Annotated in this window: 20 protein-coding genes; 6 read left to right on the top strand and 14 right to left on the bottom strand. The window is 52.7% G+C overall.

The annotated features are described in order from the left end of the window. Nucleotides 1-23: 23 nt before the first annotated feature. The 3 genes from Hfont_RS11975 to Hfont_RS11965 are packed head-to-tail and all read left to right on the top strand — an operon-like array spanning nt 24 to nt 2,480. A complete protein-coding gene (locus Hfont_RS11975) occupies nt 24-1,061 on the top strand; it encodes a methyltransferase domain-containing protein (protein WP_112992643.1) in 1,038 nt (345 codons plus the stop codon). A gap of 20 nt (nt 1,062-1,081) precedes the next feature. After that, nucleotides 1,082-2,161, top strand: a complete 1,080-nt coding sequence (locus tag Hfont_RS11970; protein ID WP_112992642.1) for an inorganic phosphate transporter — start codon at nt 1,082-1,084, stop codon at nt 2,159-2,161. Between the two features lie 28 nt (nt 2,162-2,189). Further along, nucleotides 2,190-2,480, top strand: a complete 291-nt coding sequence (locus Hfont_RS11965; RefSeq protein ID WP_112992641.1) for a DUF427 domain-containing protein — start codon at nt 2,190-2,192, stop codon at nt 2,478-2,480. Nucleotides 2,481-2,513: 33 nt separating this feature from the next. Here Hfont_RS11965 and Hfont_RS11960 read toward each other — a convergent pair whose 3' ends face one another. Both Hfont_RS11960 and Hfont_RS11955 read right to left on the bottom strand, forming a co-directional pair. Beyond that, complete coding sequence (locus Hfont_RS11960; RefSeq protein WP_112992640.1) at nt 2,514-2,930, bottom strand: hypothetical protein; 417 nt, start codon at nt 2,928-2,930, stop codon at nt 2,514-2,516. 13 nt (nt 2,931-2,943) lie between these two features. Continuing rightward, nucleotides 2,944-3,891 carry a site-specific integrase gene (locus Hfont_RS11955; RefSeq protein WP_112992731.1) on the bottom strand — a complete coding sequence of 316 codons (948 nt, stop codon included), beginning with the start codon at nt 3,889-3,891 and terminating at the stop codon, nt 2,944-2,946. A 193-nt stretch (nt 3,892-4,084) separates the two neighbouring features. On the opposite strand from Hfont_RS11955, the gene Hfont_RS11950 reads away from it, so the two are divergent. Continuing rightward, nucleotides 4,085-5,125, top strand: a complete 1,041-nt coding sequence (locus Hfont_RS11950) for a DNA-binding protein (protein ID WP_112992639.1) — start codon at nt 4,085-4,087, stop codon at nt 5,123-5,125. Between the two features lie 54 nt (nt 5,126-5,179). Continuing rightward, nucleotides 5,180-5,815 carry a histidine phosphatase family protein gene (locus Hfont_RS11945; protein ID WP_112992638.1) on the top strand — a complete coding sequence of 212 codons (636 nt, stop codon included), beginning with the start codon at nt 5,180-5,182 and terminating at the stop codon, nt 5,813-5,815. A 274-nt stretch (nt 5,816-6,089) separates the two neighbouring features. Here Hfont_RS11945 and Hfont_RS11940 read toward each other — a convergent pair whose 3' ends face one another. From Hfont_RS11940 to Hfont_RS11885, 12 genes are all read right to left on the bottom strand, one after another. Then, entirely contained in the window at nt 6,090-6,932 is an 843-nt protein-coding gene (locus tag Hfont_RS11940) for a ShlB/FhaC/HecB family hemolysin secretion/activation protein (protein WP_162845917.1), read from the bottom strand. Nucleotides 6,933-7,283: 351 nt separating this feature from the next. Further along, nucleotides 7,284-7,634, bottom strand: a complete 351-nt coding sequence (locus Hfont_RS11935) for a DUF3325 domain-containing protein (protein WP_112992636.1) — start codon at nt 7,632-7,634, stop codon at nt 7,284-7,286. Next, complete coding sequence (locus tag Hfont_RS11930; RefSeq protein WP_112992635.1) at nt 7,631-9,274, bottom strand: PepSY-associated TM helix domain-containing protein; 1,644 nt, start codon at nt 9,272-9,274, stop codon at nt 7,631-7,633. The genes Hfont_RS11935 and Hfont_RS11930 overlap by 4 nt, the downstream gene beginning before the upstream one ends. After that, nucleotides 9,271-9,561, bottom strand: coding sequence for a DUF3649 domain-containing protein (locus Hfont_RS11925; RefSeq protein ID WP_112992634.1), 291 nt, complete (start codon nt 9,559-9,561; stop codon nt 9,271-9,273). Before Hfont_RS11925 ends, Hfont_RS11930 begins: the two co-directional genes overlap by 4 nt. Nucleotides 9,562-9,618: 57 nt before the next feature. Then, entirely contained in the window at nt 9,619-10,338 is a 720-nt protein-coding gene (locus tag Hfont_RS11920; protein ID WP_112992633.1) for a DUF4198 domain-containing protein, read from the bottom strand. A gap of 225 nt (nt 10,339-10,563) precedes the next feature. Next, entirely contained in the window at nt 10,564-13,695 is a 3,132-nt protein-coding gene (locus tag Hfont_RS11915; protein WP_112992632.1) for a CusA/CzcA family heavy metal efflux RND transporter, read from the bottom strand. A 78-nt stretch (nt 13,696-13,773) separates the two neighbouring features. Next, complete coding sequence (locus tag Hfont_RS11910) at nt 13,774-15,015, bottom strand: efflux RND transporter periplasmic adaptor subunit (RefSeq protein ID WP_112992631.1); 1,242 nt, start codon at nt 15,013-15,015, stop codon at nt 13,774-13,776. An 11-nt stretch (nt 15,016-15,026) separates the two neighbouring features. Next, nucleotides 15,027-16,316 (bottom strand): TolC family protein, encoded by a 1,290-nt coding sequence (locus tag Hfont_RS11905; protein ID WP_112992630.1) that lies wholly within the window; start codon nt 16,314-16,316, stop codon nt 15,027-15,029. A gap of 93 nt (nt 16,317-16,409) precedes the next feature. Further along, complete coding sequence (czcI, locus tag Hfont_RS11900; protein ID WP_112992629.1) at nt 16,410-16,769, bottom strand: cation efflux protein, CzcI family; 360 nt, start codon at nt 16,767-16,769, stop codon at nt 16,410-16,412. Nucleotides 16,770-16,835: 66 nt separating this feature from the next. Further along, nucleotides 16,836-17,837 carry a cation diffusion facilitator family transporter gene (locus Hfont_RS11895; RefSeq protein WP_112992628.1) on the bottom strand — a complete coding sequence of 334 codons (1,002 nt, stop codon included), beginning with the start codon at nt 17,835-17,837 and terminating at the stop codon, nt 16,836-16,838. Nucleotides 17,838-17,886: 49 nt separating this feature from the next. After that, entirely contained in the window at nt 17,887-20,394 is a 2,508-nt protein-coding gene (locus Hfont_RS11890) for a heavy metal translocating P-type ATPase (protein WP_112992627.1), read from the bottom strand. Nucleotides 20,395-20,650: 256 nt separating this feature from the next. Next, nucleotides 20,651-21,598: a TIGR01777 family oxidoreductase gene (locus Hfont_RS11885; RefSeq protein ID WP_112992626.1), complete on the bottom strand. Its 948-nt coding sequence runs from the start codon at nt 21,596-21,598 to the stop codon at nt 20,651-20,653. Nucleotides 21,599-21,983: 385 nt separating this feature from the next. Between Hfont_RS11885 and Hfont_RS11880 the strand changes: the two genes are divergently transcribed. Next, nucleotides 21,984-22,418: an Hsp20 family protein gene (locus Hfont_RS11880; protein ID WP_112992625.1), complete on the top strand. Its 435-nt coding sequence runs from the start codon at nt 21,984-21,986 to the stop codon at nt 22,416-22,418. Nucleotides 22,419-22,421 lie beyond the last annotated feature (3 nt).

Here is a 22,421-nt window from a genome sequence, read left to right as displayed (position 1 = left end):
CCACTATTTCAATCGGGACCATCATGCACGATATCGTTCAAGACTATTACGGCCGCCAGTTGCAGCATAGCGACGATCTCAAAACCAGCGCCTGCTGCGACATCAGCCAGATTCCGGCGTGGCTGAAACCCTTGCTCTCGCGGATCCATCCGGAAGTGCTGTCGCGCTATTACGGTTGCGGCCTGGTGTGTCCGCCGTTGCTGGAAGGCTGCCGTGTACTCGATCTTGGTTGCGGCTCCGGTCGTGACGTTTATGCGCTCGCGCAACTGGTTGGTCCGACTGGCGAGGTGGTGGGCGTCGACATGACTGACGAACAGCTTGCAGTGGCCGAAAAGCATCGCGCCTACCATGCGGAATCTTTTGGTTTCAACAATGTCCGTTTCCTGCATGGCTATATCGAGCGCCTGGATGAACTCGGGCTGGAACCCGGCAGCTTCGATGTGATTGTGTCGAACTGCGTGGTCAACCTGTCGCCCGACAAGGACGCGGTGCTGCGTGGCGTGCAACGTCTGCTCAAGGATGGTGGCGAATTTTATTTTTCCGACGTCTACGCGGACCGGCGGGTACCCGATGCGGTACGCAACGACCCGGTTCTGTATGGCGAATGCCTGGGCGGCGCTTTATATTGGAATGATTTCTTGCGTCTGGCACACCGCCAGGGATTTACCGACCCACGTCTGGTTGACGACCGGCCGCTGGCGATCACTGATCCGGAACTGGCGACGCGTATCGGCAATCTGCAATTTTTTTCAGCCACTTATCGCTTGTTCAAACTCGACATACTGGAAACTGCCTGTGAAGACTACGGCCAGGCTGTGATCTATCGCGGCAGCATACCGGACAGCGCTGACCGCTTCGTACTCGACAAACATCACGATATCCAAACCGGCAAAGTGTTTCCGGTGTGCGGCAATACCTGGTACATGTTGCATGGCACACGCTTTGCCGCGCATTTCGATTTCATCGGCGATTTCAGCCGCCATTACGGCATTTTCGAGGGGTGCGGCAGTGCGCTGCCGTTCGACGGACAGAGTGGCACGACAAGCGGCGCTTGCTGCTGAACGCAAACAGGAGAGCAACGATGGAAATTCTATTGATAGGCATTGCGCTGTTCCTGTCATTCGGCAACGGCGCGAATGACAATTTCAAGGGCTTTGCGACCGTCTGGGGATCGGACACCTTGAGCTACCGCCAGGCATTGTTGCTGGCGACTGTTGCCACTGTTGCAGGCAGCCTGTTGTCGCTGTTTCTTGCCGACGGACTCGTGCAGCAATTCTCCGGCAAAGGCTTGTTGCCAGACGCGATTGCCAACGCGCCGCAATTCATCCTGAGCGTTGGCATTGCCGCTGCGTTGACAGTCATGATCGCGACCCGTGCCGGATTGCCGATTTCCACCACCCACGCGTTGATCGGTGGCCTGATCGGTGCCGGTTTGGCATCCAGTGCCGGTGATGTCCGGTTTGCCAAGCTTTGGAGCAGCTTCATGCTGCCGCTCTTGTTCAGCCCTGTGGCCGCTGCTGCGCTGGGTTATATCGCAGACCGTTTGATGCGTCTGCGCTCGACAGCCAGGGATTGCGCTTGCGTGGTGGCGTGTGAACCGGCGTCCGCTGCTGTATCGAGCGCTGCAACAATGCGGATCACGGCTACGCGTCTGGTCATCGCCGAGGATGCCGCATGCGACATGCTGGCACAACCAGTCGCCCGTTTTTCCATCGCACGGGTCTTGGATCGTCTCCACATCCTGTCAGCCGGTCTGATCTGTTTTGCACGTGGCGTCAACGACACGCCAAAGCTGGCAGCACTGTTGATCGCGGCGCATCTGATCGATACACGCATGTCGATCTTGCTGATCGCTGTCGCGATGGCGTTGGGCGGTCTGATATTTGCCAGGCGCGTGGCCGTCACGATGAGCCAACGCGTCACGCGCATGGATCATACGCAAGGCGTGGCCGCCAATCTGATCACCGCGACCCTTGTGCTTGGCGCAAGCCATCTGGGCATGCCTGTCTCGACCACTCACGTGTCGGTCGGCTCGATTGCCGGCGTCGGTGCCGGTGCGCATTCATTGAATTGGCCAACATTGCGCAACATCCTGTTGTCATGGGTTGCGACCTTGCCACTGGCAGCGGGTATTGCCTGGGTTGCCGTGAAAATAATTTGAATGTTACAAGAGCAAACCAGGAGTGCCCATGCCTAAAGCTATCTGGAACGGTGTTGTGATCGCTGAAGCGCCGGACAATGAAGTTGAAATCGTCGAGGGAAATGTCTATTTTCCGATTCAAGCTGTGCATCAGGAATATCTGCAGACCAGCAAGAAAATTACGCAATGCCATTGGAAAGGTTCGGCGAATTACTATGACGTGGTGGTCAATGGGCAAACGAATCGGGATGCCGCATGGACGTATCGTCATCCTCTCGACGCAGCAAAGAAAATCGCCAACCGCATCGCATTTTGGCGAGGAATCGGAATCGAAAAATGATTCGACTCTACGTGCTGCTGATCAATTCAACAGCTAACTGTCAGAATCCGTTCTATAGGCGAGTGCTATAAGCGGCGACACAATGCTGAATTGAAGAAGAGTGAACGCGGATTCAAGCAACAGGAAGTCTGTCACTGACGACATGTTGTACTTGGCGGCCACAGGGAGTACCGCAAAAGAAAATGCTAAGAGTCCGAAGAATGCACCAAATGCCCAGGCGCCGCGGCCCCACTTATCTCGATAGGCTGAGAACAAACGTGGATAAGACCATGCAAACAACAACGCTTGAATGACCATTGATAATAAGCCTAAGGGGATGATCACCTCGCCGCGATACATCGCCAAGCGGTGGTATTGGTCGGCAAACGTTACTAAATGCCAAAAATAACCCAGAGGAAACGTAGGCAACAGATAAGCTAGCACTGCCCACCAGAATGGTTTTTTCGTCATTAGGTTCTCCTCGTCATGAAGTTAAAATCGATAAATTTTGTTCAATGCGGTGTTTGGCAAATGGGTCGGACGCTTCGACATATCGCATGGCTGATTGCACGTTTTTCCAGCCAACGTATTCCATCAAAGTTTTCAGATCCCAGCCGTTTGAGCTTGCCCAGTTAGCGAAACCGCGCCGCAAAGAATGGCCGCTGTATAGATCGGGCGAGTCAATGCCGGCATCAGACAATATTGTCCGCAAGAGCGGCACCAGACTATCAGTATGCATGCCGGCATCGCTGACATGCCCCCAGCGGTCAATCGCGCGAAACACCGAACCCGAATTCAAATGAGCCTTTTCTACCCAGGTCGTATATGCCTCAACCGGGCATAGGCATGATAAAGCAGGTGCCTTGAAGGTCGTGCCTTGATAGGTCCGATCGCCTTTGGTTTGCGGGAAGTAGCACGTCATGCCTTCGCCTTGCATGACCTCAACATGTTCAACCTGCAGGTTCGCCAGTTCATCACCACGAAAGCCGCGCCAAAATCCAAGCAACAGGAGTGCCTTGTTGCGCGTGTGGCGCAGTTCGCCAGCGCGATCGCCGCAAGCCTGCTTCTCAGTAATTGCAGCATCGAGCCATTGCACGACTTGTCCCAATTGGTCAATTTGCAGCGGCTTTGCGCGTTTTTCTTGCGCTGGATGCAGCGACTGAATGCCACGGAACACTTTACGCACGACCGGTGCTTTGGTCGGATCAGGAAAGCCTTGGTCGATGTGCCACTGCGCGAGTGCGGCCAAGCGCTGGCGTAGCGTATTGATTGCCAATGTTTCCGCATGGTCGGCCAAATAGCGTGCAATGCTGTCAGCGGTCGCCGGCAGAAAGCCGCCCCAGTTGACCTCGAAATGACGAACGGCCGATTGATAGCTTTGTCGGGTGTTGTCGCGCGTTGCGGCGTGGATGTACTCGTCGATTTTACTCATGGCGAATTTTTTAGTAGCAGGCCGAAGGCGCATTACGGCCACACATCAACAAAATCGACCGAATTTTCACATCATATCGGATAAGAATACATTATCCAATCTCTACCAATATAAAAAATGCACTTGAATTTCAATGAAAATTAGTATGTAATTACGTGGTACGTAATATATTACGATATTTAAAGGAGTGGTCATGGCTCGTAGCGGATTGTATAAATCGGATGTCAAAAAAGCGCGTGATTCGTTGATCGCCCAAGGCAAGAACCCCTCGGTCGATGCAGTGCGCATCGCGCTTGGCAATACTGGCTCTAAGACCACCATCCACAAGTATATGAAAGAACTTGAAGAAGATGGCGGCTCCGATGGACGCCAAGCCTCGATCAGCGAAGCGCTGCAGGATCTGGTGGCGCGTTTGGCTGCACAATTACAGGATGAAGCCGATGCACGAATCGATGCGCTGCGCCTCGAATACGTTGAGAAAGAACGGCTGCAGGCCGAAGCACTGGCTGGCCTGGAAAAGGAGCTTGATATCGCGCGTACACAACTTAAGCGTACCGAAGGTGCTCTGCAGGAAGAGCAGGCAGCACATGGTCACACCCGCGAGGTGCTGCAGCGGGAAACCGTTGCGCGCCATACGGCAGATCAGCAAGTTGCCGACTTCAAGGAGCGCTTGGCCGAAAATGAAGCGCACCGACGATCGCTCGAAGAAAAGCATCAACATGCGCGCGAAGCCCTCGAACATTACAGGCAATCGGTCAAGGAGCAGCGCGACCAGGACCAGCGCCGGCATGAACAGCAAGTGCAACAGCTGCAATCTGAAATGCGTTTGCTACAGCAAACATTAATCGTTAAACAGGAAGACGTTACGCGCATCAATCAGGAGGCGGCACGCCTGGTCGCCGATCTGTCGCATGCGCAAAAGGCGCTCTACGATCAGCAATCTCATGGTCGGCAGCTCGAACAGAAACTGGAATCATTGCAGGCGGTTGAGCAGCGGTGTCAACTTCTGGAAGCGCAATTTCAGGAAAAAGACGCGCACGCCGAACAACTCAAAGTTGCTGCAGGCGAGGCATTGAAACAGGCTGCCGATACGTCAGCACGCATGCACGCGCTCGAATTGGAGTTGGCCACTGCGCTTGCCAAGCTGGAGACGCAGCAGACTATGGCAGAGGAACTACGCGCTTATATGAATCGTCAGGATGCGCCACTTGCCAATGCACGTGTTGTGCCATAGCGCCCCGACCATTACACTGGCAAGTCATACACATGCTGCCACGGGAAAATCGACATGATGATCAAGCTTGTTCGCCACGGCCAATCCCATTCCAATACCGGCGAAGTTCTGCCGCACGAAGTAGGCGACTATGGCATTAGCCTGACCGCAAACGGAATTGAACAGGCCCAAGAGGCCGGCCACACAATAGGGCAAGATTTTATTGCCGATTCGTTGCTGTATTGTTCTCCGTATAGGCGCACGCGTGAAACGGCTGCCGAAATTGTTCGAACTGCAAACCTGTCTCAGGAAAAAAAGATTTACGAAGATCCGCGTTTAAGGGAGGTGGAACGCGGCTACATGGAGGAAGAATCCCAGCACCATTTAAGAAAAGTTCACGGCTGGTTTTACTACCGTCATGCCGGCGGGGAAAGTCCTGCAGATTGCTACGATCGGACCTCGGCATTTCTCGAAAGTTTAATGCGCCAGGCAGCACGTCATGACACGAAAAAAATCCTCATTGTTACGCATGGGATGACCATTCGGTGTTTTGTGACACGGTTTCTGCACTTGACCGTTGAGCAATTCGAAATGATGGCAAATCCATCCAACTGCGACATTATCACCATTGCACCAGCTGTAGATCTGGCTGCCCCAGTCTTTACGTGTGGTCAGTGGGGAGTAGATGGAATCGCACTGAGAAAGGGATAAATGTGGACCGCAATCCCGGCCAACCTACTAATATGCTTCAAAACGTCAATTTGTCTGATTAACTACTGAACGCTCACAGGGATGCCGATTTGAATAATAGAGAAAAGAAACGGCGCTTGTATGCATGTCTCCTCAAGAGGCTGTCCCATACGTCAATCAAACGGCTCATGGGCATGTTGCAAAAACCGCAGGAACCGGTTTCGATCGAGTCGATGAACCAAGCTATCTCAAACGAATTAAACGGCGTAAGGAATAGAATGTAATCTTCGTAAAATCAATATGTTAGCGAGATTTTTGATGAATTTTGCACAAATCCCGGCCGACCCTCTGCACTACCGACCGGCAAGGTATAAGAGAAACCGTAAAGTCTTGAGTCGGAAACATCCGTTTGTTGTCCGCTCAATGTCGCGACATCACCATGACCGAGCAGGTTGTTTACATTCAGATTGAGTGTGGCGCGTGCCTGCCCTGCGGCACGCGTGCCGTAGTTGTCCAGACTTACAGAGTAAGCCACAAGCGGACCTTTTGCGCGGATCGCGACAGTGATATCGGCCTCGCCTGTTTGCCGCCCTGGCTCCACCGTCGCTTCAGCATCGTAGCCATTCAAATCACGTAGCAAAAGTATTGTTCTATCCAGTGCATAACCGGTGACGGGATCGCCTGTCTTCAGGTTGGACAAGACGCCGGATTCAGCAAAAGATGTTGAAATCCGCCCTTGCTTGTCATCTTCGATTTGTACGCGTACGCGACCTATATGTGCTTCGATAATCGCAATTTTCACTGTTCCGCCAGCAGCCTGAAACGATTGCTCCGGCAGGTAGACCTCGGTGAGTAGATAATCCCGCTCGCGATAATAATTGGCGATCACGTGAGCCGCCTCGGTAAGGCCGGCCAAATCTGTTGTCCGATTGACGCGATCTGCCAGCAAAGCAGCGAGTTCTTCCGAACTGAATAAGGTATTACCTTCAAACAGAAAAGCTGCGGGCTTGATACTGACGGATGGACCTGCAGGCACGGATGGTGTGACATCCGGCAAGACAAGAGGCGGTCCGCTCGGCAGCGGTACAGATGGCGCTAAAGGCTGTGGTGCTGACAATGTACCGGCATTAGGTCTCACTACTTGCGCCGTGGCAACTGATGCAGTCACGGCGCCGGCAGAAAAAATACAGGCTAGTAGCCTGATTTGAAGCCCTGTGCGGCGCATCTTGTCCCTCTAATATTTATTGATTTTTATATTTAGTTTTAGGTCGAATTTTGCTAATAAGCAAGTGATTAATTTGCTGTGCGCAAGATTACAACTGGGTCCCTTTTCGGACCGAACAATCTTGAAACGGAGGGAGTAAAAGCCAGGTTCTACAGAGTGGAAAACAGAGAAAAACGATATTTTCTCTGTCTCAGATAATGCTGAAACAAATATGTGAATTCGCCAAATAGCGTTGCGCTAAAAGGTTAACAATTGCAACTTATGTCAGGCTAACCAACACAAGCCGAGTGCGACGCCAGAAATAAGAGAGATTTTGCCTGTGCGCATGACGCGTTGCGGTGCATAGGTCAGTTGCAACACCAACAGCAATGCGCCAGCCGTCATGGTCCCAAGACAGAGTACAGAACCTACGGTCCAGCCTTCGAGCTTCACGCAAATTGCAAATGTAGCGATGAGTGCCAAGGTACCTGTCATCCGAGCCTGATTCCGCATGCCTTGATCAGGCTCCGTGCCGCGACCGTGGATATCCGCGTAATGCCTGTCCATACCTATGCTCAGTGCAGTCCAGCCCGCATACGCGAAGGCAAGTCCCGATATAAAACCAAACGCGCTCATGTTGCCTCCCGCAGCGTCGAGTGGTCGCCATCGCTGCTTGTTTTTTCGATAGCCTGCTCTTTTTGATCCAGCTTGAGTGCGACTTTTTTCGGAGCCAGTCTTTTTGCTGCATAGATCAGCAGCAGACCGAAGCCAAGTACAAACAAATCAAAGCCGGCAACTGCGACTGGTCCTTTACCCTGGAACAAGGTAACGCCCAGATGCGTATCGGTGGTGAACACATTCAATACCGGCAGCAACGCAAACAGCACACCGCCGGCAACTAACTGCCATTGCCACATGCGGCGATTCGGACGGATGTGCGCAAGGATGGCGGCGATGCCCCATGCTATGAAAAACCATCGAATTTCTGCTTCTGAGCGTTTTTCCATACCGACTTCCAGCAGGCGATTCGCCCAGAAATAGCTTGCCAGCGCAATCGGCAAACCGGCAATCGCACCGATATTCAAGCCATCGACCAAACGCACGCCGAAGCCGACGCGCCCACCTTTTGCCAATTCCTTGGCGTAGCCCTGGCGTTTTTTGACTGCCCATAACAAGGCACCAGTGGCCACCATCGCGCAACCAGCAAAACCGCACAGGAAGAACAAGGTACGCAGCAATGGGTTGGCAAATTCAGCGACGTGCAAACCGAACAACACGCCCCTTGTTTCCGCCGCAGCGCTGGCATCATCGCCCATCGTCGAAATCAATGCACCGCTCACACCATCGAACTGCATCGATTGACGCAAGTGCGACAACTTCTTTTCGTCGCGTTCGCGCGTAATCTGAATGGTGGCGTTGGCGTCGCCGGGATTATTGATCGTAAAACGACCGATCTGCCCTTCATCCCAATGCTTCTCGGCTTGCGCAATCATCGGTGCCAGCGCTGCCAATTGTGCAGGCTGGCCTGCCGGTTTTTTGACTTCGGCCTGGCGGAAGGACTCGGCAAGGAATGCTTTCTCGTCGCCGTTGTATGCGACTTGTGCGCCATACGGCATATACATGAACATCAATGTAACCAGGCCGGAATACGTAATCATCAAGTGATACGGCAGCGCGAGGACGGCCACTGCGTTATGCGCATCCAGCCAGGAACGTTGGCCCTTCTTCGGACGGAAGGTGAAAAAGTCCTTGAAGATACGCTTGTGCGTAATCACGCCACTGATGATGGCGACCAGCATGAACATCGCGCAAAAACCGATGATCCAGCGCGCCCATTTCGCGGGCATGTAATGCAAGTCGTAATGCAGACGATAGATAAAATCGCCACCACGCGTTTCGCGCACGTCCGCAAGGCGTTCACCGGTAGCCGGATTCAAGTCTGCACTATTGAATTTGCCACGACCTTTTTCGCCTTTGACCGGTGGGCTGCTCCAGCCTACGCGCACCGCCGGATTGCGATCTGTAGGCATCGTGATAAACCAGCGCGGGGAACCGGCAGCTTCTTTTTCCAGCAGACGAATCGCATTTTGCGTCGCAACCAGATTGGATACCGGCGTAATGGCTGCGGCATGCAACTCAGGCTCCATCCACAGCGAGATTTCATCCCGGAAGTAAGATGCGGTACCGGCGGTGAATACCAAAAACAATACCCAGCACACCAGCAATCCTGACCAGGTGTGCAGCCATGCCATCGATTGACGAAATCCGTCTCTCATCCTGCACTCCGAAGCAAGCACAATCCCAGGCCCATCACAACGGTGGGAACACCTATGCCTAGCCAGGCACGCAACGCATCACGCGCAGCAAAGACCCAGATTGCAGCACAGGTATAAACGGTAAACGACAGCAAGGTTGCCGTCATGACCGCGTCTACACGCGGCAGCGGCAATACCAGTGACAACACAGCAGTCGATGCTGCCGCTAACGCATATCCGCCAAGAATGGCGGCGATCGCCCGTGAAGCGACACCGAGGCGATACCGCACATCTCTATTCAGTTTCATTTTTGAATTACTCGTTCTTGGTGCTCGTTTTTTGTCGCTTGCGTGCTTTTAATCGACTTACTTGTTTGGCGTAGCTGCCGGTCCTGCGGCCACGGCCTTGATCCCTTTGGTTTGAGCCAGAGACAAGGTCGTTACAAAGCTGGCGACGTCGTACGGTTTGCCGTCACGTTCGCCCGCTGTCTTGTCGGTGTGATGCACTTCGAGTACGTAAGTACCTTGCCATGGCAAGTTGAATTTGACGATGCCCTGCTCATCCGACGTTGCTTCCTTGGCCCAACCAGATTGAACAATGATGCCGACTTTTGCTTTTGGCAGTGCCTGACCTTTGTAATAAACCTTGAACTCGCCAGGCTTGCCATTTGGGACCAGATCCAGCGTCAGCTTTGGTGCTTGTGCTGCATCTGATGTGACGAGACGCGCAGCCGGTGTCCAGATACTGCGAACTACGGTTTCGCCGGTTTTTTTCTCGAAGCCCGGGTAGTTTGTTTCTTCAACCGTGATGGTTTCGTTCTTGCCTGCGGGTGCCGACAGAGTAAATGCATTCGCTTGCTTGTTCAGCGTCAAAACCTGATCGCCCTTTGCGCTCGACAGAGTCGCAGTTGGCTTGACGAACTTGTCCAGCAGGCCCGGCGATGTTTCACGCAAGTTTTCTCCGAACTCGCCGAAATACAGATTCGCCGCTTTCGGTGTTTGTTCCAGCCAGATTTGATGCGCGTGTGCAGCGCCGGCAAACACCAATGCAGATACCAGAGGCAACAAGGCTAAACGTCGTTTCATCACTGACTTCCTTTTTCATTAACAAAAATATGGATATTTGCGTTGTTTGAATAGCCGTCAACGCAAATGAGAATAATTATCGTTATTGTATGTGAGAATAAAACTTCCGGCAATACATGTATGCGGGCAATTTGAAACGAGACGCTAGTGTGTCAGCGATACGCCGCTCAACAAGCCAGGCTATTTTCAAATATGTGCGGGTGCCAGGACTGAAGCAATCAACGTCTAATCTTCCTTTCTATACATCCATCGATATAACAAGGGCAACACGAACAGCGTCAATGTAGTGGATGAAAGGATGCCGCCTATTACTACTGTAGCGAGCGGACGTTGTACCTCGGCACCAGTACCCAAGGCAATTGCCATAGGTACAAAACCGAGAGACGCGACCAGCGCCGTCATCAATACCGGACGCAGACGCGTCAATGCGCCTTCGCGAATTGCGTCATCGAGTGAACGCCCTTCTTCCCGCAAAGTACGGATAAAGCAAATCATCACCAGGCCATTCAATACCGCGACACCGGATAATGCGATGAAGCCAACTGCGGCTGAAATAGACAGAGGAATATCGCGCAGCCATAAAGCGATAATGCCGCCGGTTAGCGCAAATGGAATGCCGCTAAACACCAGCAAACCGTCTTTCAGATTGCCGAACATGGCAAACAACAAGATAAATACCAGCAACAGCGCGAGTGGAATCACAATCTGCAAACGCTGCGTAGCCGATTGCAATTGCTCAAACTGCCCGCCCCAGGTGGTCCAGTAACCACTCGGTATTTTTACCTGTTGTCGTATCTGTTCTTCTGCATCGCCGACAAAAGAACCGATGTCGCGTCCGCGTACATTGGCGCTGATGACGATGCGGCGTTTGCCATCTTCACGACTGATTTGATTCGGTCCCGGCGCCAACTCCAAAGTCATGACTTCACCCAATGGAATGTAGTTAAGCTTGCTCTCACCATTGACTGCACGCGGTAAGGCAATCGGCAAACGCTTGATCGCCTCCAGATCATTACGAATATTGTCTGGCAGACGTACCACGATGTCGAAGCGTCTGTCGCCCTGGAACAAGGTGCCGGCTTCCTTGCCACCTACCGCAGTCGCTATCGTGTCCTGTACATCGGCAACGTTCAAACCGTAACGCGCGGTTTTCTCTCGGTCGATATTGACTGTCAGCATGGGCAAGCCCGTGGTTTGCTCTACCTTCACTTCTGCCGCACCAGGAATCTTCGCCATGACGGCAGCGACTTTGTCGGCAGTCTGATTCAGCACATCCATATCGTCGCCAAACAGTTTGACGGCGACATCGCTACGTACGCCGGAAATCAATTCATTGAAACGCAGTTGTATCGGCTGCGAGAATTCGTAATTGCTGCCGGGCAGACTGGCGACGGTTTTTTGTACTGCCGCCAATAATTCATCGCGCGTTTTTCTCGGCTCCGGCCATAGCTCACGCGGCTTCAACATGATGTAACCGTCGGAGATATTCGGCGGCATAGGATCGGATGCAATCTCTGCAGTGCCGGTACGCGCAAAGATGCGCTCGATTTCCGGATACTGCTTCTTCAACGTCAGTTCCAGTTGCTGCTGCATAGACAGTGACTGCGACAAACTGGTGCCGGGAATACGCAAAGCCTGAATCGCAAAATCACCTTCATTCAAGTTCGGCACGAATTCGCTGCCCATGCGCGTCGCCAGCAAACCCGACAACACGACCAGCACTGCGGCAAAGGTCAGCACGACAGGTTTGTTGTCCATGACACGATCCAGCGCCGACGCATACCAGTTGCGTGCTTTTTGCATCAGGCGATTTTCTTTCTCGGCGACTTTGTCACCGATGAAAAGTGCGACAGCAGCCGGGATAAAGGTGATCGACAATATCATCGCGCCCAGCAATGCGATGACAACCGTGAAGGCCATAGGATGGAACATGCGCCCTTCGACACCGGTCAATGCAAAGATAGGCAGATACACCGCCATGATGATCAACTGGCCGAAGATCAATGGACGACGCGCTTCCTTCGCCGCGGCAAATACTTCATGGAAGCGTTCGGCGCGCGTCAACGGTCGCGCATGATGGGCCTGCGCATGCGCCAGACGCCGCACGCAATTTTCGACTATCACCACCGCACCATCGACAATGATGCCGAAATCAAGTGCGCCCAGGCTCATCAGATTGGCGCTGACGTGATAGTTCACCATGCCGGTAAATGTGAACAGCATGGACAATGGGATCACCATCGCCGTGATGATGGCCGCGCGGAAATTACCGAGGAACAGGAACAGCACGACGATCACCAGCACCGCGCCTTCCAGCAAATTCTTTTTCACGGTATTGATCGCTTTGTCGACCAGCACTGTTCTATCGTAGACCGTGATCGCGACGACACCTTCCGGTAAAGTGCGATTGATCTCTATCATCTTTTTGTCGACCGCTTGCGATACCGCACGACTGTTCTGTCCTATCAGCATGAACACAGTACCAAGCACGACCTCACGGCCATTCTCGGTCGCGGCGCCGGTACGCAGTTCACGCCCGATTTCAACCGCACCGATATCGCGGATACGAATAGGCACGCCTTGCACATTGCCAAGAATGATGTTGCCGATATCTGCGATGGAATGAACCTGACCCGGTGCGCGCACCAGCAATTGTTCGCCACGTTTTTCGATATAACCCGCACCTACGTTGCCGTTATTACGCTCCAATGCAGTGACGATATCCTGCAAGGTCAAACCATAGGATGCGAGTCGTTCAGGGTTGGGCGCAACTTGATATTCTTTGGCAAAGCCGCCTATCGAATTGATTTCCGTGACGCCCGCCACATTGCGCAATTGCGGCTTGATGATCCAATCCTGAATCTCGCGCAAATCGGTAGACGTGTACTCAGAGCCATCTGGCTTCTTCGCGCCCTCCTTTGTTTCCACAGTCCATAGATAAATTTCGCCTAGACCGGTAGAAATTGGCCCCATGGACGGCGTTACATTCGGCGGCAGGTTTTGTCTGGCTTCCTGTATCCGCTCATTGACCATTTGCCGTGCGAAATAGATATCGGTACCGTCCTTGAAAATCACCGTGACTTGCGACAAGCCATAGCGCGACAAGGAGCGCGTCTGCTCCAGATGCGGCAAACCTGCCATCACTGTTTCGATGGGAAATGTAATGCGCTGCTCAGTCTCCAACGGTGAATAACCGGCAGCCGAGGTATTGATCTGCACCTGTACATTGGTGATGTCAGGCACCGCATCGATAGATAGTTTTTGATAGTTGTAAATACCGAGTGCCGCCATCGCAGCGACGACGAGCATCACCAACCAGCGCTGCTCGATGGAAAAACGTATAAGGCGTTCAAACATGATAGGACTTTCTGTCTTGTTGACTTGGCTAGCCGATCTCTCAGCTAGCGGCTTTCAATACGCATCTCTTTTTTTACTTCAGTGAGAATGTTCAGCGCTGGCCTTGCCCAGTTCAGATTTGACGATGAAGCTGCTATCCGCCGCGTATTGCGCTCCGACTTTCAGTCCCTTGGTAATTTCGATTTTTTGCGTATCGCTGCGACCGGTTGTCACTTCTTGCGCGATGAACCCATCTGCCACTTTGACGAAGACGATCGCTTTGTCATTGATGCTGTGCACTGCATCGGCTGCGACGGAAACCGGCACTTGGACTTCGCTGGCGATAATCTCTACATTCACAAACAAGCCGGGCCGCCATGTACCTTGTGGATTGGCCAGGGTGACACGTGCCTTGGCAGTGCGCGTCTGCTCGCCCAGCAATGAGCCGACGTAGGCTATCGTGCCTGTTGAAGTTGAATCGAAGGCGGTCGCCTTGACGATGACTTTTTCACCTACGCGTACGGTATTCAAGTCTTTGGCGGATACGGCGATTTCCGTCCATACCGATGACAGATCAGAAATGGTAAAGATGCTGGCATCTTCTTTCACCACTTCACCCAGGGTCACGTGTTTGGCGACGACCAAGCCGTCGAAAGGTGCGCGAATTTCATAGCGATTGAAAGCGCCTGTCTTGCCAGAATCCGCTCCCAATGCAGCCAGCTTTTGATTCGCGTTCTGCACGGCGATTTCTGCTTCTCGCAAGACTTGTTGTGATTGCAGATAGTCCTGTTCGGCAGAAATTTTTTCTTCCCATAATTTCTTTTCTCTGTCGAAGGTCAGTCGCGCAAGTGCCATCCGTTTTTGCGCTGAAAACAATTCACTACGTTGTTCGGACAAATCTGTACTGGCAATCACTGCGAGTATTTGTCCTTTTTTGATCTTTTGCCCCAGTTCTGCCGGTACGCTTTGTACAACGCCAGTCAGGCGCGGTACCACATGGGCAGTGCGATCTTCATTGAATTGAATTTCGCCAGGCAGAATCAAACCGGTCTTGATGAGTGCAGTGTCGGCGGTGGCGAGGGTGATGCCGGCAGCCTTGATTTGCTCGTCGCTCAAAACGATTTTTTCCTCGTGCGGTTTTGCTTCAGCCGACTCTTGCTGCTTGGCTTTTTCTCCTTCGGCATGCTGATGCGACTCTTCTTGATGTGATTCTTCATGGCCATGCTCATCACCACCGGTTTTATGTTTTCCTGAAAAAAGGATGAAGCCGGCGAGTACCAGGCCAACAACAACGATAGCGATGATGGCAATGGATTGTTTTTTATCTAGTTTGATTTTCATTTGAGCGTCTCTTACTGCTGAATAGCGTTGAAAGGCTCACCGAGGATGCGATCGATATCGGCTGCGGCGCGGTAGGCTTCTAACAAGCTGCGCATGTATTGCGAGCGCGCTTGCAGCAAGGTGCGTTGCGCATCCAGTACATCAAGAAAGTTGAATTTTCCGAATTCAAAACCTTTGGTAGTCGCGTCGTAATTGCGTTGCGCTCCTGGCAGAATTTCGTCTTTTACCAATTGCGCTTCCATCCTCGCCGTACTCAAACGACCGTGGGCCTGCCCAAGTTCGACATTCAAATTGAGTTCTGTCGCAAGCAACTCATCGCGCGCCTTGTCGATGCGACGCAATGCTTCCAGCACATTGCCTTGATTGCGATCAAACACAGGCAATGGAATAGTCAAACCGATAATGGCCTGGTTACGCCCCATTTGTTCATCGCGTTTGGCACCGAGGCTGACTGTCACATCAGGGATTTGACGCGAGCGTTCGACTTCAGCCATTGCCTGCCTGCGTGCGACTTCAATCTTGGCGCGTTGCAAGCTGGGCGACTGTTGCAGACGCTCGATCAACTCAGGTAAGGCTGCGATCGCTGGCAACTCCGCATCAGGATTTTCAACGCGTTCAAAACCAGGCTTGCCGCTACCCCAGGTCGCCGCGAGTTTGCGTCTAGCGACATCGAGATCGTTGGCCGCCTGTGCAAGCTCGATGCGCACACCCGATTCGGCGACGCGAGCACGGGTTTCCTCCACAGGCGAAACCTTGCCTGCAGTCACACGGCGGGATGCAACCAGCGTCGCGCGTTGCGTCAGCTCGAAAGATTCTTGCGCCAGACGAATGCGTTCTTGCGCAATCACCACGTCATAGAAAGCAGAAATCACCGTCGCGCGAATCTCGGCTTGCTTACCGCTTAACTCCATCTGCGCAAAATCACGGCCACGTTCTGCTGCAGTAATGCGCGCACCACGTTTGCCACCTAATTCAATGGCCTGATTAATTTGTACGGTGGTCGTGCGCGTCTCGCGCTTGGTGTCTTCGACTAAAGTTGAAAGCTCTGGATTGGGAATCAAACCGGCTTGCTGAATCATGCCTTCGTTGGCTTCAGCTTCACGACGCGCAATGGCGATTTCCGGATTGGCATTGAAAGCCAAATCCAATGCAGTGGCCAGTGTCAGATTCTTTAATGCGATTGTTTCTGCGCGGGCTTGTTGATTCGCAGCCGAGTACGAAGACGTTTGCGCAATACTCTGCGCGTGGAGTGGAAGTGCTATGGATGCCGTAATTAAAAACGGCAATAAGACCTTGTGCATCGAATTTCCTTTTTGAATAGACAAAGGGAATCCGACGACCTGCGTTGGAAACTACATCAAGAGTAGAGAAAAATGGAACGAGCAGGCGCCGGATCAGGAAGCGGCGACGGCCCATTTAGGACGTTCAGGTCGTGCGGGACGACTCGAAGCAAGCAAGGGATTGCCAGTAGTAATAGCTGGCGCACCAAGAAGATCCAGCGTCAAGCCAGGTGTAGGGATGGTCAGGATCGCGATGCCGCCAAGATGGCAAGATGTGCAATCACCGTCAACGGCAGCGGCTGATTTGAATTTATCAGCTTTGGTCTCTTCTGCACTTGCGATGTGCTGATGCTCATGATGGCCAAAATGCACAGTCTTGGGATTGCTTTCATGCTCGCAATAGACTGCAGCCGCTGCCCAACTAAGCTGGAGCGGCACAACTATCAACATGAGAATGATCAGCAGACGTTTCATAAGTGCTGGGATTTTAGCCCATTTTCAAAACGCTATTGAAAAACATCTCACCGCAGTAAAAGACAATCAGCAACTGCCATCAGCACAAGGCTTTTGAATTCCACCGGGTGGATCAACCTGCACCGTCGCATGCGCAATTGCATGCCTATCCTTCAAGCGCGCCACCACCAGGCCAGGTAATGCAAGCGGATCAGAACCAGGCTGAGGCGTGACATGAATCGTCGCCACTATGCTTTCATCCGTCAATGTCCATGCATGCAAATGCCCTACTTCCGCAATGCCGGGCAAGGAAGCAATATCCGCTTCAAGCACCTTGATATCGAGACCCTTGGGTGTTCCCTGCAAGAGAATAAAAATAGAATCGGAGACTAATCCCCAGGCCGAACGCACGACCAGCACAGCAACCAGCACCGAAAGGATAGGATCGAGTACCGTCCACCCGGTAAGCATGATGCCGATAGCTGCGGCGATTGCGCCTACAGACCCCAGCAGGTCACCCAACACATGCAGCAATGCACCTCTGAGATTGCCGTCGCTTTGATTACCACGCAAAAGCACATAAGCACCTGTCAGATTCACAATCAGACCGATGATGGCGACGATCAGCATAGGTCCGGCAAGCACCGTCGTCGGGGAACGAAAACGGGCTATCGCTTCCCAGGCAATCCACGCAACCAACAGCAACAAGGCCGCGCCGTTCGCCAATGCCGCCAATACGCGCACACGATGGAAACCGTAAGTCCGCAGTGCATCCGGCGCACGTGCCGCCACGCGGTAGGCAATCAATGCCAGCAGCAAGGCCGCAGCATCAGAAACCATGTGCCCTGCATCGGCAATCAAGGCGAGCGAACCCGACATCCAGCCGCCGATGGCTTGCACCAAGGCATAACCTGCCGTCATCAGAAAAACGAGGCGAATGCGCTTTTCGTTTGCTTCGGTCACCGATGGTGCATGGCTATGCGCACCGGCAGAATGATCATGACCAGCGTGATCGTGCGCATGGGAATGATCGTGATCATGATGGTCGTGGTGCGTATGTTGATCACCAGCGATATGAGGTTTGCTCACTACAAAATTCCTTTATTAACTATCAATGATGTTGCGTGACCACGAATGCTTACTGCTTTTTATCCATGCCAAACGGCGGCTGAAATTTTTTCAGACGCAATGAATTTCCCACAACGAAAACCGAAGAAAGTGCCATCGCGCCAGCCGCAAAAACCGGCGACAGCAATAATCCGTTGACAGGATACAGCGCGCCAGCCGCAACGGGAATCAACGCACAGTTATATACGAAGGCCCAGAAGAGATTTTGCCGGATATTGCCGATGGTCGCTTTGGACAATGCGATGGCATTCGACACGCCTTTCAAACTACCGGACATCAGCACGACATCGGCTGCTTCTATCGCGACATCGGTGCCGGTGCCTATTGCCATGCCCACGTCAGCTTGCGCCAGTGCGGGCGCATCGTTGATGCCATCACCGACATAGGCCAGACGGCCATAGTCGCGCTTCAATCGTTTGACGGCTTCCACTTTTCCGTCAGGTAAAACTTCGGCGATCACTTCATCGATATTCAGTTTTCGCGCAATTGCCTCGCCGGTTCTGCGATTGTCGCCGGTGATCATCACAACTTTCAAGCCGAGCGCATGCAGTGCGCGAATCGCATCTGCAGTAGTCGTCTTGATCGGATCGGCCACCGCAATGATGGCCGCCAGCTTGCCATCGATCGCGGCATACAGCGGCGTCTTGCCTTCGTCACCGAGTTGCGTGGCAATCGATGCAAACATGGAAGGATCGAGTCCCAGTTTAGTCATGTAACGATCAGCACCAATCTCGACACACGTTTCTACTCCGGCTGCGCTTACTGCTGCACGCACGCCAAAGCCGGTTACTGATTCAAAACTGGTCACCGCTGGTAACACCAGGCCAGCCTGCTCCGCCGCCGCGACAATTGCGCGTGCAATCGGATGTTCTGATTTTGCTTCTACCGCTGCAACTTTTGCCAACACCTCATCGCGCAAGAAACCATCCGCGACTGTCATATCCGTCAGCGCCGGTTTTCCTTCGGTGAGCGTGCCGGTCTTGTCGACCGCGACTACTTTGGCTTCCTTCAATAATTGCAGCGCCTCGCCCTTGCGGAAAAGAATACCCATCTCTGCGCCACGTCCAGTACCGACCATGATGGAAGTTGGCGTCGCCAATCCCATCGCGCACGGACAAGCAATAATCAGCACGGCAACCGCGTTCACCAAACCGTAAGTCAGCGCAGGATCAGGACCGAAGAAGAACCAGATCAGGAAGGTCAGCGTAGCCAGACCCATGACGGCGGGCACGAACCACATCGTGATGCGATCGACCATTGCTTGAATCGGCAATTTGGAAGCTTGCGCCTGTTCCACCATGCGGATGATTTGCGCCAGCACGGTCGCGCCACTTACTGCAGTTGCCTTGATGGCAAGCGCACCGGTTTGATTAACGGTGCCGCCGACGACAGCTGCATGCAAACCTTTTTCAACTGGCACAGGTTCGCCGGTGATCATCGATTCATCCACAAAACTGATCCCTTCGACGACTGCACCATCCACTGGAATACGTTCGCCCGGGCGAATTTCAACGATGTCGCCACTGATTACATCAGCAATCGGTATATCGATTACGGTTTGCTCTCTACGCACACGAGCAGTTTTTGCCTGCAAGCCAACCAGGCGCTTGATCGCTTCGGACGTGCGGCCCTTCGCCTTCGCTTCCAGATAACGGCCCAGCAAAATCAGCGTCACGATGACTGCGGCGGCTTCGTAGTAAACCGTAATAGTGCCGCTAGGCAGCAAGGATGGCGCAAAGGTTGCGACCAATGAAAAGCCGTAAGCGGCTAGCGTGCCGACCGCCACCAGAGAATTCATGTCGGGCTCACGACGCCACAACGCCGGCAAACCTTTTTGGTAAAACCTGAGGCCAGGGAAAAACAGAACGATGCTTGTCAAAACGAATTGCAGCAGCCAGCTGGTCTGCATCCCCAAGGTAGCGACTACCCATTCATGCATGCCGGGAATCAGATGCGATCCCATTTCGAGCACAAATACCGGCACGGCCAGCACGGCCGCAATCAGCAAATCCCTATGCAAGATACTGAGTTCTGCGTCACGTCGCTGCGCTGCGGCCTCATCGCTGCTCGTGGCTTCTATCAAGCTTGCCTGGTACCCGGCTTTTTCAACAGCCGCAATCAGTGCGCCCGCATTCAATGAATTGTCGGCAACGATGCTGGCGCGCTCGGTCGCCAGATTCACCGATGCACTTTGTACGCCTGGAACTGCCAGTAGTGCACGTTCGACTCGACCGACACACGAGGCACAGGTCATGCCTTCAATATTGAGCTCAACCGGATTTTCCGGCAGTACCGCATAACCTGCATTTTGTATCGCTAGCACCAGGGCCGAGCGTTCAACTTCATTGCTCAACTGAACGGTGGCCTGTTCTGTCGCCAGATTGACTGATGCAGATTGCACACCAGGCACTGCCTTCAAGGCGCGCTCCACCCTGCCCACGCACGAAGCGCAAGTCATCCCTTCTATAACTAGTGAAACATCCGGGCTGGATACAAGATCCTGATTGAACGATTTCATGGTGTTCCTCAACAATGTCCGTGTGGATTTTGTTAGCACTGTAATCCCTCCCATGATTGGAAGGTCAAGCCTTAAGCAGGATTCAGGCACAAATAAGTATTTAGAGGATTTCCACTCATAAAAATTAGTGGTGCGAAGTTGAGAAACAAACTCTCATATTGAAAAATGCAAATAAACCCAAGGCTGAAAGCCGACACGATTAAACCAGCACACCTTCATGTCAGGTAAGGCATTGCTTGATAGACACCTCATGGCCTCATCTTAAGAGCAAGGCCGCCATTGCCGTTTCGACAGTCGGATAGTCGAAAACAAAGCCTTCCTTGAGTAAGGCACGCGGTGCCACGCGCTGCCCTTTCAGCAACAGGTCAGCCTGCTCACCCAGCAGGAAACGCACCGGCATAGCAGGCGTCGGGAAAAATGACGGCCTACCCAGTTGATGTGCAGCTGCTTGCGAAAACTGCGCTTGCGTAGGCTGTTCGGGCGCGGTGAAATTGTAGACGGCTTGTCGGCTGGCCGTATCCGGGCGACTCATCAGATGCGCAATACCACGCAACAGATCGTGCACATGTATCCACGACAGCGTTTGCCGTCCGCTACCGAGCGGGCCGCCCAGTCCGAGCTTGATGGGCAAAGCCATCATCGGAAACGCGCCACCGTCGCCAAGCACCAGTCCGAAACGCATGCAAATTGCTTCGACGCCATAACGGCGAGCGCTCTGCGTCGCATGCTCCCAGTCACGACATAGCTGTGACATGAATATCGGCTGCGACGGTGCATCCTCATTCAACACAGTCAAATCATCCTCCGCCTGCACGCCGTAGTAACCGATAGCCGAGGCCGACAGCATCAAGCGCGGCTTGTGCTGCATGCACGCCATCCAGTCAACCAGCTTTTCCGTGAATGCCACGCGACTGTCGTGCAATATTTGCTTACGCGCGGCAGTCCAGCGCGGTCCGAGTATGCGTGCACCGGCCAGATTGATGACCACATCGATCTGTTCTGTCGGTGCAATCTCATCCAAACGTGTGATACTCCGTACCGCACCTTTCAGCACCCGCGCCGCCTTCTTCGGATTGCGTGTCAGTGCCGTCACTGCATGCCCGTCAGCGAGCAAGGCCTGCACCAGCAACTGTCCGATAAAACCGGTAGCACCGGTTACCAGTACCTGCTGTCTCTGATCGTGAAAATGGATTGCTGTCATCATTTACTCCCTGATGTTGCCAATTGCAGTAGATACCTCGCGAATACCAGAAAGTCCGACGCCGATTCCACACAGGGCGAGAAAGCTACCCAGCCTGCATATATTCCTCCACTCGCTGGCACCGATAAGCATCCGACTATATCCCTTTATCCATAATAGGTATTTCACATCAAGACGCCAGGAAATCACAGTAAAACTAGCAGTAAAAATCTTGTTTCACAGTAACCGATGTACATTAAAAAAATAAATTGCAGCACAGGATTTTCATTGAATATTTTGCATATTTTCCAAGCTTGAAATACTTTTCAACGCACCTACATTTTGATTAGTGGGGGCTCAATCGATACTCGCTTAAACCTTATCGCTTTCACTTTGAAAGGATATAGCCATGCGTACTTATGACTTTTCCCCACTTTATCGTTCTGCTATCGGTTTTGATCGTTTGGCACAATTCTTTGACGATGCACAACGCACCGACTCAAGTTATCCGCCATACAATATCGAACTAGTGGATGAAGATAAATATCGCATCACGATGGCTGTCGCCGGTTTTGATCGCTCGGAAATAGAAATCGTAACCGAAGGCGGAGCACTTAAAATCATTGGTCGCAAGACACGTGAAGAAATGCCTCGCAATTTTCTGCATCGCGGCATCGCTTCGCGCGACTTCGAACATAGCTTTCAGTTAGCTGAACACGTGCATATCGTCGGCGCAAAACTCGATAATGGATTATTAAATATCGAGTTGGCCCGTGAAATTCCAGAAGCACTGAAACCTCGCAAGAGATTATTAGATCGCACTGATCTAATCGTATGGAAGTAAATT

It is taken from the genome of Herminiimonas fonticola (genome assembly GCF_003293745.1).
GTDB lineage: Bacteria > Pseudomonadota > Gammaproteobacteria > Burkholderiales > Burkholderiaceae_D > Oxalicibacterium > Oxalicibacterium fonticola.
The sequence above is the reverse complement of the archived record's forward strand: the minus strand, read 5'-3'. Positions and strand labels throughout refer to the sequence as shown.

What these genes read in the sequence shown, in the direction of transcription:
- Hfont_RS11905 (WP_112992630.1), bottom strand. Translation starts at nt 16,316, where the DNA reads ATGCACAAGGTCTTATTGCCGTTTTTAATTACGGCATCCATAGCACTT.
- Hfont_RS11960 (WP_112992640.1), bottom strand. Translation starts at nt 2,930, where the DNA reads ATGACGAAAAAACCATTCTGGTGGGCAGTGCTAGCTTATCTGTTGCCT.
- Hfont_RS11910 (WP_112992631.1), bottom strand. Translation starts at nt 15,015, where the DNA reads ATGAAAATCAAACTAGATAAAAAACAATCCATTGCCATCATCGCTATC.
- Hfont_RS11965 (WP_112992641.1), top strand. Translation starts at nt 2,190, where the DNA reads ATGCCTAAAGCTATCTGGAACGGTGTTGTGATCGCTGAAGCGCCGGAC.
- Hfont_RS11920 (WP_112992633.1), bottom strand. Translation starts at nt 10,338, where the DNA reads ATGAAACGACGTTTAGCCTTGTTGCCTCTGGTATCTGCATTGGTGTTT.
- Hfont_RS11890 (WP_112992627.1), bottom strand. Translation starts at nt 20,394, where the DNA reads ATGAAATCGTTCAATCAGGATCTTGTATCCAGCCCGGATGTTTCACTA.
- Hfont_RS11930 (WP_112992635.1), bottom strand. Translation starts at nt 9,274, where the DNA reads ATGAGAGACGGATTTCGTCAATCGATGGCATGGCTGCACACCTGGTCA.
- Hfont_RS11885 (WP_112992626.1), bottom strand. Translation starts at nt 21,598, where the DNA reads ATGATGACAGCAATCCATTTTCACGATCAGAGACAGCAGGTACTGGTA.
- czcI (WP_112992629.1), bottom strand. Translation starts at nt 16,769, where the DNA reads ATGAAACGTCTGCTGATCATTCTCATGTTGATAGTTGTGCCGCTCCAG.
- Hfont_RS11975 (WP_112992643.1), top strand. Translation starts at nt 24, where the DNA reads ATGCACGATATCGTTCAAGACTATTACGGCCGCCAGTTGCAGCATAGC.
- Hfont_RS11915 (WP_112992632.1), bottom strand. Translation starts at nt 13,695, where the DNA reads ATGTTTGAACGCCTTATACGTTTTTCCATCGAGCAGCGCTGGTTGGTG.
- Hfont_RS11935 (WP_112992636.1), bottom strand. Translation starts at nt 7,634, where the DNA reads ATGAGCGCGTTTGGTTTTATATCGGGACTTGCCTTCGCGTATGCGGGC.
- Hfont_RS11955 (WP_112992731.1), bottom strand. Translation starts at nt 3,891, where the DNA reads ATGAGTAAAATCGACGAGTACATCCACGCCGCAACGCGCGACAACACC.
- Hfont_RS11950 (WP_112992639.1), top strand. Translation starts at nt 4,085, where the DNA reads ATGGCTCGTAGCGGATTGTATAAATCGGATGTCAAAAAAGCGCGTGAT.
- Hfont_RS11970 (WP_112992642.1), top strand. Translation starts at nt 1,082, where the DNA reads ATGGAAATTCTATTGATAGGCATTGCGCTGTTCCTGTCATTCGGCAAC.
- Hfont_RS11880 (WP_112992625.1), top strand. Translation starts at nt 21,984, where the DNA reads ATGCGTACTTATGACTTTTCCCCACTTTATCGTTCTGCTATCGGTTTT.
- Hfont_RS11925 (WP_112992634.1), bottom strand. Translation starts at nt 9,561, where the DNA reads ATGAAACTGAATAGAGATGTGCGGTATCGCCTCGGTGTCGCTTCACGG.
- Hfont_RS11945 (WP_112992638.1), top strand. Translation starts at nt 5,180, where the DNA reads ATGATGATCAAGCTTGTTCGCCACGGCCAATCCCATTCCAATACCGGC.